Annotated in this window: 10 protein-coding genes; all 10 read left to right on the top strand. The window is 68.1% G+C overall.

Annotated features, from left to right (window positions below; genetic code table 11):
* Positions 1-183, top strand: a 183-nt coding sequence (locus tag JNK68_07415) for a hypothetical protein (protein MBL8540184.1), incomplete at its 5' end; no start/stop codon positions are given.
* Positions 184-217: 34 nt separating this feature from the next.
* Entirely contained in the window at positions 218-592 is a 375-nt protein-coding gene (locus JNK68_07420) for a hypothetical protein (protein ID MBL8540185.1), read from the top strand.
* Positions 593-645: 53 nt separating this feature from the next.
* Positions 646-1,671, top strand: a complete 1,026-nt coding sequence (locus JNK68_07425) for a class 1 fructose-bisphosphatase (GenBank protein MBL8540186.1) — start codon at positions 646-648, stop codon at positions 1,669-1,671.
* A gap of 117 nt (positions 1,672-1,788) precedes the next feature.
* Entirely contained in the window at positions 1,789-2,118 is a 330-nt protein-coding gene (locus JNK68_07430; protein MBL8540187.1) for a phosphate-starvation-inducible PsiE family protein, read from the top strand.
* A gap of 44 nt (positions 2,119-2,162) precedes the next feature.
* A complete protein-coding gene (gene purE / locus JNK68_07435) occupies positions 2,163-2,657 on the top strand; it encodes a 5-(carboxyamino)imidazole ribonucleotide mutase (protein MBL8540188.1) in 495 nt (164 codons plus the stop codon).
* On the top strand, positions 2,654-3,823 hold the full coding sequence (locus JNK68_07440) for a 5-(carboxyamino)imidazole ribonucleotide synthase (protein ID MBL8540189.1): 1,170 nt from the start codon (positions 2,654-2,656) through the stop codon (positions 3,821-3,823). Before purE ends, JNK68_07440 begins: the two co-directional genes overlap by 4 nt.
* A gap of 32 nt (positions 3,824-3,855) precedes the next feature.
* Positions 3,856-4,791 (top strand): YncE family protein, encoded by a 936-nt coding sequence (locus tag JNK68_07445; GenBank protein ID MBL8540190.1) that lies wholly within the window; start codon positions 3,856-3,858, stop codon positions 4,789-4,791.
* A 48-nt stretch (positions 4,792-4,839) separates the two neighbouring features.
* Positions 4,840-5,361 carry an SRPBCC family protein gene (locus tag JNK68_07450; GenBank protein ID MBL8540191.1) on the top strand — a complete coding sequence of 174 codons (522 nt, stop codon included), beginning with the start codon at positions 4,840-4,842 and terminating at the stop codon, positions 5,359-5,361.
* Positions 5,362-5,392: 31 nt separating this feature from the next.
* Positions 5,393-6,286 carry a phosphoribosylaminoimidazolesuccinocarboxamide synthase gene (locus tag JNK68_07455; GenBank protein ID MBL8540192.1) on the top strand — a complete coding sequence of 298 codons (894 nt, stop codon included), beginning with the start codon at positions 5,393-5,395 and terminating at the stop codon, positions 6,284-6,286.
* A gap of 27 nt (positions 6,287-6,313) precedes the next feature.
* Positions 6,314-7,306 (top strand): threonylcarbamoyl-AMP synthase, encoded by a 993-nt coding sequence (locus JNK68_07460; GenBank protein MBL8540193.1) that lies wholly within the window; start codon positions 6,314-6,316, stop codon positions 7,304-7,306.
* The last annotated feature ends 179 nt before the right edge of the window (positions 7,307-7,485 follow it).

Below are 7,485 nucleotides of genomic sequence, written 5' to 3' on the forward strand. Positions count from 1 at the left end.
GATGCGAAGAAGGCGGTCGACGAACTCGGCCGCGCCGGCATCATGACCTATTGCATGAGCCTCGATCCACACGCGGACGATTACGTGGCGCGCATCTTCGGGGCGCGCAACTACCTCGTGGTCGATCACATCGAGCGCCTGCCGGAGCGGCTGCCGCTGCTCTACATGGGGCTCACGCGGTGAAGACGCTGCGCTCGATCGTGCGTCCGGCGGCAGCATGAAGCGCGGCGACGGTTACACCCTGCACGAGGACTGTCCCGCGTTTGCGTCGCGCGCCGACAAGGTGGCGGCGCGGCCGTACAACCTGTGGCGGCTCGCCGGCCGGCGCCTGGGTCTGCCCCTGCGCTTCGCACTGCCCGGCCTGAAGGGATTGGAACTGGTGCTGACCGATGCGGCGTGGATCTGCGTCGATCCGCATCTGAACGACATGCCGATCATTGCCTGGACCGGGTTTCAGGTCGCGGAGCGCGCTACGCTGCACCGCCCCATCGCCTGCGAGCTCAAGTATTTCCATTTCGGTGCCTCGATGGTGCGGGCCCGCGTGCTCGAACTGATGGAGACCCTGCTCGATGAGCGCCTGCGCGCATCCTGACGCACGCACCGATTTTCACACGCATTTCCATAGACCGCCGCAACGGAGCCGTCATGCCACACCGAACCACTCTCACGCAGTTCATCATCGAGGAGCAGCGCCGCACCGTCGGCGCCACCGGAGATTTCACCGGGCTCCTGAACGACGTCGCGCTCGCCTGCAAGGCCATCGCCAATGCGGTCAACCGCGGGGAACTCATCGGCGTGCTCGGCGAGGCCGACACCGGACCGAACGTGCAGGGCGAAGTGCAGAAGAAGCTGGATGTGATCGCGAACGATCTCATGCTTCGGAGCAACGAGTGGGGCGGACACCTCGCCGCGATGGCTTCGGAAGAACTGGACGACATCAGCCCGATTCCGCCGGAGTACCCGCGCGGCAAGTACCTGCTGCTCTTCGATCCGCTCGACGGGTCATCGAACATCGACGTCAACATCTCGGTCGGGACGATTTTTTCGATCCTGCGCGTCGCGCGTCCCGGCGAGACACCGACCGTGGAGGACTTCCTGCAGCCGGGTGTGCAGCAGGTGGCGGCCGGTTACGCGCTGTACGGGCCGTCGTCGATGCTGGTGCTCACCACCGGGCACGGCGTCAACGGCTTCACGCTCGATCGCGACATCGGCGAATTCATTCTGACGCACACGGGCATGACGATTCCCGCCGATACGCGCGAGTTCGCCATCAACGCGTCGAACGAGCGCTTCTGGGAGAAGCCGGTGCAGCGCTATGTCGACGAGTGCCTCGCCGGCCGCGCCGGGCCGCGCGGCGTCGACTTCAACATGCGCTGGATCGCCTCCATGGTCGCCGAGGTGCACCGCATCCTGATCCGCGGCGGCGTCTTCATGTACCCGCGCGACACCAAGGATCCGTCAAAACCCGGGCGGCTGCGACTCATGTACGAGGCGAATCCGATGGCCTTCATCGTCGAGCAGGCCGGCGGGCTCGCCTCGAACGGGCGCGAGCGGCTGCTCGAGATTCAGCCCGCCGCCCTGCACCAGCGCGTCGCGGTGATTCTCGGCTCGCAGCACGAAGTGCAACGCATCGTCGATTATCATGCGCAGGCCGAGACTGCCGCCGCCTGAACCGTGGAAACCGATTCCGCCGCCAACCGATACGCCCGCATCGCGCTCACCGTCGTCGAGCACATCGGGCTCGTGATCATCAGCATCGCGACCATCGTCGCCGGGTACCAGGAAGTGATGGTGATGGTCGAGCACGGACGGGTGTCTCTGGCCGATCTGCTGCTCATGTTCCTCTTCCTCGAGGTGCTGACCATGGTCGGCTTGTACTACCGGTCGGGCAAGCTGCCGGTCCGGTTTCCGCTCTACATCGCGCTCATCGCGCTCGCCCGCTACATCATCCTCGACGTGAAAGAGATCACCGAGTTCAGGATGCTCGCCGTGGCGGGAGCGATACTGCTGATCGCGCTCGCGGTGCTCGTCATCCGCTTTGGTCACGTGTGCTTTCCGTACGTGGAGGACGACACCCGCCCGGAGTTGCCGGGCAGCGGGAACTACGGCCGGGAATGAAGCTTTCGCGTCGACTATAATTCGAGCTTTTCGCGGGCTGGGACATGGAGCGCACGCGCATCGGCATCGTCATGGGCAGCGACAGCGACTGGGCGGTCATGCAGCACGCCGCGCGTCGCCTGAAGGCGTTCGAGGTGCCGTACGAGGCGCGTGTCGTGTCCGCTCACCGCACTCCCGACCTGCTCTTCGAGTACGCCGAGACCGCGGCCGCGCGCGGTCTCAAGTGCATCATCGCCGGTGCCGGCGGCGCCGCGCACCTGCCCGGCATGCTCGCCGCCAAGACCACGCTTCCCGTTCTCGGGGTGCCGGTGACGTCGAAGACGCTGAAAGGTATCGATTCCCTGCTTTCCATCGTGCAGATGCCGAAGGGTGTGCCCGTGGCGACCTTTGCCATCGGCGAGGCGGGCGCCGAGAACGCTGCGCTCTTCGCCATCGCGCTGCTCGCGCTCGATGAACCGGCGCTCGCGACGCGGCTCGCAGAGTTCCGCGCAGCGCAGGCGGCGCACGTGCGCTCGCTCGTGCTGCCGGAGCCCGAATGATCGCGCCCGGCGCGTTTCTCGGGCTGCTCGGCGGCGGGCAGCTCGGCCGCATGTTCACGATGGCGGCGCAGGCCATGGGCTACCGGGTGATGGTGCTGGATCCAGGCCGCCACAGCCCGGCGGGCACCGTCGCCGATCGCCACATCTGGGCGGAATACCTCGATCCTGCCGGTCTGGCGGAGCTTGGGCGCTGCTGCGCCGCGGTCACCACGGAGTTCGAAAACGTACCGGCGGCAGCGCTCGAACGGCTCGCGGACTGGTGCGTGGTGAGCCCGGCTGCGGCGAGCGTCGAGGTGGCGCAGGACCGGACCCGCGAAAAACGCTTCCTCGCCGCGAGCGGGCTGTCCACGGCGCCGTTCACCGTCGTCGAAACGCGCGACGATCTGGGTGATGGGCTCGATCCGTCTGTGCTGCCGGGCATCCTGAAGCGCAGCCGCTTCGGCTACGACGGCAAGGGGCAGGCGCGCGTGCAGACGGCGGAGGAAGCGCGTGCCGCCTTCGTCGCGATGGGCGAGGAGCCCTGCGTGTTGGAGCGGATGCTCAAGCTGGATGTCGAGCTTTCGGTCGTCGTGGCGCGCAGCGCGGACGGTGCAATGACGACCTATCCCGTAGCGGAAAACGTCCACGCGCAAGGGATCCTCGACTATTGCATCGTGCCTGCACGCGTGCCGGAGGCGCTCGCAGCGCGTGCGCGCGCAGCCGCGCTGAACGTGGCGGAGGCGCTGAACTACCAGGGTGTGCTGTGCGTGGAGTTTTTCGTCGTCGACGGCGACCGTTTGCTCGTCAACGAGATCGCGCCGCGCCCCCACAACAGCGGCCACTACAGCATCGATGCCTGTGTCACGTCGCAGTTCGAGCAGCAGGTGCGGATGATGGCGGGACTGCCGCTCGGCGATACCTCCCTGCACTGTCCGGTGGTGATGGTGAACATCCTGGGGGATGCCTGGCGCGACGGCGAACCGCCATGGGAAGGCGTACTCGCGCATCCGCGCGTGAAGCTGCATCTGTACGGCAAACGCGAACCGCGCCCCGGACGCAAGATGGGGCACTTCACCGTGCTCGGCGACGATCTCGAAGCGAACCTCGCGCTCGCGCTCGACATCCGAGGTCAGCTGCTCGGCGCACCGCCGTCGGCTGCGCTTGCGCCACGGCGCACGGCGGCATGAGCGGCAGCCTGCGCCCGGCGCTGCGAGATTCCATGCGCTGGATCCTGGCCGTGATCGCGCTGGTTGCCGGCATGGCTGCCGCGGCGCCCTTCGCGTACATCACCAACCAGGGCAGCAACGACGTCTCCGTGATCGATCTCGCGCAGCGCAAGGTGGTGGCCACGGTTGCGGTGGGTCGCGCGCCGGCCGGCATCGCCGTCAGCTCCGCGACCGCGCGCGCGTTCGTCTCGAACCCGGAGAGCAAGACGCTGTCGGTGATCGATCTCGCGTCCAACCGCGTCATCGACACGCTGCCGGCGGGAGACGGGCCGGTCGGCATCGCGGTCTCGCCCGATGGCTCGCGGGTCTGGCTCGCGGACTGGTTCAACAATCGGGTGCTGGTCTTCGACGGCCGGACCTATCGCGTCGTCGGCCGCGTGCCGGTCGGCGCGGCGCCGGCGGGGGTGGCGGTACACCCGGATGGTCAGCGTGTCTTCGTTGCGAACCGCGACAGCAACACGATCTCCGTGATCGATGCCGGCACGCTCGCAGTGACCGCCGAACTGGCGGCAGGCAACCATCCCTTTGCGGTGGCGCTCGATCCGGCGGGCAAGCGCCTGTATGCCGTGAACGTCCTGAGCGACGACGTGACGGTGTTCGACGCTGCATCCGGCGCGCGGCTCGCGACCGTGCCGGTGGGACGCTCGCCGTATGGCGCGGCCGTCGACGTGGAGGCGGGCAAGGTGTTCGTGACCAACCAGCACGCGGACAGCGTGTCCGTCATCGATGCCGCCAGCAACCAGGTGATCGCCACCGTGCCCGTCGGCGGCTACCCGGAAGGCATCGCCGCGCATGGCGGCCGGGTGTACGTCGTCAACTGGATGGACGACAATGTCGCGGTGCTGGACGCGCGCACCCTGCAGGTGCTTGCCACCATCGACACGGGCAAGAACAGCCGCGGCTTCGGCCAGTTCATCGGCGCGCCCTGATCCGACCGCACGTTTCGTCTCGCGCTTCATCCACCAGAGGAGTCATCGATGCGCATAGCAGTCCCCGCCCTGGCGCTGTGCCTGGGCATCGCCACTGCCGCCAACGCTCACGGTCCGACGCGGCAGAAGGTCACGGAAACCATCACCATCAACGCCAGTCCGCAGAAGGTCTGGGACGTCATCAAGGACTTCGACGCGCTGGCGAAGTGGCACCCGGCGGTGGCCAAGAGCCCGGCGACCAAGGGCAACGAGGTCGGCTCGGTGCGCGACCTCACGCTCAAGGACGGCGGCAAGATCGTGGAGACGCTGGAGGATTACAGCGCCGAGAAGATGACCTACAAGTACCGCGCGGCTGACGGCGGCGCGCTGCCGGTCACGAACTACAGCTCGACGATCAGCGTGAAGCCGGCAGATGGCGGCAAGGCGCTGGTCGAGTGGCGGGGTGCCTTTTATCGCGCGTATCCCAACAACAACCCGCCACCGGGACAGGACGACGAGTCGGCGGTGAAGGCCATCACCGGCGTCTACCAGTCGGGCCTCGCCAATCTGCAGAAGATCGTCGAGAAGTGACGACCCACCCCTTCCCTTGCACACGACGCAGATGACGGATCGCGACCCGCCGCCGCTCTTCGAGTCGCGCATCCGCAGCCTGCCGCTGCTGCACCGGGGCAAGGTGCGCGACCTCTACGGCGTCGACGCGGAGCGGCTTCTCGTCGTGCAGACGGACCGGCTGTCTGCGTTCGACGTCGTGCTGCCGACGCCGATTCCCGGCAAGGGCCACGTGCTCACGGCCCTCTCGTCCTTCTGGTTCGACCGGCTCGCGCACGTCGTGCCGCATCATCTGACCGGCATCGATCCGGCGACCGTCGTGGACGCTTCCGAGCGCTCACAGGTCGCCGGTCGCGCGTTCGTCGTGAGGCGCCTCAAGCCGCTGCCGATCGAAGCGGTGGTGCGCGGCTATCTCGCCGGATCGGGCTGGAAGGACTATCAGCGCAGCAGCGCGGTGTGCGGCCTCCCGCTGCCGCCGGGATTGCAGGAGGCGGCGAAGCTGCCCGCGCCCATTTTCACCCCGGCGAGCAAGGCGCCGGCGGGCGCGCACGACGAGAACATCGCCTTCGCTGCGATGGAGCAGGCGGTGGGCAGTACGCTCGCCGCCCGCGTGCGCGACATCTCGCTGCGGTTGTACACTGAGGCTGCGGCGTATGCCGACACGCGGGGCATCATCATCGCCGACACCAAGTTCGAGTTCGGTCTGGATGCCGCTGGCGCGCTGTATCTCATCGACGAGGCGCTCACGCCCGACTCCTCGCGCTTCTGGCCGCGCCAATCGTATGCGGTGGGATCGAGCCCGCCCAGTTTCGACAAGCAGTTCGTGCGCGACTGGCTGGAATCGGTCGCGTGGAACAAGACGCCACCGGGTCCCTCGCTGCCGCCCGACATCGCCGACAAGACGGCAGCGAAGTACCGCGAAGCCCTACGGTTACTCACCACTTGAAGCACGCGCCGCACGGGCGTCCGGGCGATGCGTGACACGCCGCTCGACACCGCTCCCGCCGTTGCACGCGCCGTCGCCATCCTGCGGCGGGGCGGGCTGGTCGCGTTTCCCACCGAGACCGTTTACGGGCTGGGAGCGGATGCCGGGAACGAAGCCGCCGTGCGCCGCATCTTCGCCGTCAAGCAACGCCCCGTCGACCATCCCGTGATCGTGCACATCCCCGACGCGAGCCATCTGCCGCGCTGGGCAGCGCGCGTGCCCGAGGCCGCAGCCCGGCTGGCGGCGGCGTTCTGGCCGGGACCGCTCACGCTCGTGCTCGAGCGCGCCGCGGGAGTGCTCGACGCGGTAACGGGCGGCCAGGACAGCGTGGGCGTGCGCGTGCCCTATCATCCGCTCGCGCTCGATCTGCTGCACGCGTTCGGCGGCGGTCTCGCTGCGCCGTCCGCCAATCTCTTCGGATGTCTTTCACCGACCTCGGCCGAGCACGTCCTCGCAGAGCTCGGCGACCAGGTAGACCTCGTCCTCGACGGCGGCGCGTGTCGGGTCGGCATCGAATCGACCATCGTCGAGGTGAACGGGTCACAACCGCGGCTGCTGCGGCCAGGTGGCATCGGGCTGGCGGCGATGGAGGCGGTCGTCGGTTCGGCAATCCTGCTGGCGGGCAGCGATGCCCCGCGTGCTCCCGGGCGGCTCGCTTCGCACTACGCGCCGCGCACTGCCATGACGCTGGTCGAGCCGGGACAACTTGCCGCCGCGGTGCAGGCCGCGGTGCAGGCGGGACGGCGGCCGGCGGTATTCTCGCGGCATCCGCTGCCGCCGTCTCCCGCCGTGGTGGCGGTGCGGGCGCCGAGTTCGGCGGCGGAGTACGCGCGCGTCCTGTATCGCACGCTGCGGCGCCTCGACGACGTCGGTGCCGACCTGCTGCTCGTCGAAGCGGTACCGGACGCACCGGATTGGCTGGCCGTGCGCGATCGCCTGGCGCGCGCGGCGAGCCACGATCTCGGGGACGACGAACCGTGACCTCGATCGGGCCGCGTGGCGGCTATGCCTTGCAAGGGAAACGGTAGAGGGCCAGGCGGTCGACGGTGACGGGCATGGCGATCCAGCTATTTACCGGCGACGCTGCAGCGGAAGTCGAAGTCCCACAGCATGCCCGCACCTAAGACCTATCCTGAAACGGTTTCACATCGCGAATTCTT

This window comes from Betaproteobacteria bacterium (genome assembly GCA_016791345.1).
Lineage (GTDB): Bacteria > Pseudomonadota > Gammaproteobacteria > Burkholderiales > JAEUMW01 > JAEUMW01.

What these genes read in the sequence shown, in the direction of transcription:
- JNK68_07430 (MBL8540187.1), top strand. Translation starts at nt 1,789, where the DNA reads ATGGTGATGGTCGAGCACGGACGGGTGTCTCTGGCCGATCTGCTGCTC.
- JNK68_07420 (MBL8540185.1), top strand. Translation starts at nt 218, where the DNA reads ATGAAGCGCGGCGACGGTTACACCCTGCACGAGGACTGTCCCGCGTTT.
- JNK68_07425 (MBL8540186.1), top strand. Translation starts at nt 646, where the DNA reads ATGCCACACCGAACCACTCTCACGCAGTTCATCATCGAGGAGCAGCGC.
- JNK68_07450 (MBL8540191.1), top strand. Translation starts at nt 4,840, where the DNA reads ATGCGCATAGCAGTCCCCGCCCTGGCGCTGTGCCTGGGCATCGCCACT.
- JNK68_07445 (MBL8540190.1), top strand. Translation starts at nt 3,856, where the DNA reads ATGCGCTGGATCCTGGCCGTGATCGCGCTGGTTGCCGGCATGGCTGCC.
- JNK68_07460 (MBL8540193.1), top strand. Translation starts at nt 6,314, where the DNA reads ATGCGTGACACGCCGCTCGACACCGCTCCCGCCGTTGCACGCGCCGTC.
- JNK68_07455 (MBL8540192.1), top strand. Translation starts at nt 5,393, where the DNA reads ATGACGGATCGCGACCCGCCGCCGCTCTTCGAGTCGCGCATCCGCAGC.
- JNK68_07440 (MBL8540189.1), top strand. Translation starts at nt 2,654, where the DNA reads ATGATCGCGCCCGGCGCGTTTCTCGGGCTGCTCGGCGGCGGGCAGCTC.
- purE (MBL8540188.1), top strand. Translation starts at nt 2,163, where the DNA reads ATGGAGCGCACGCGCATCGGCATCGTCATGGGCAGCGACAGCGACTGG.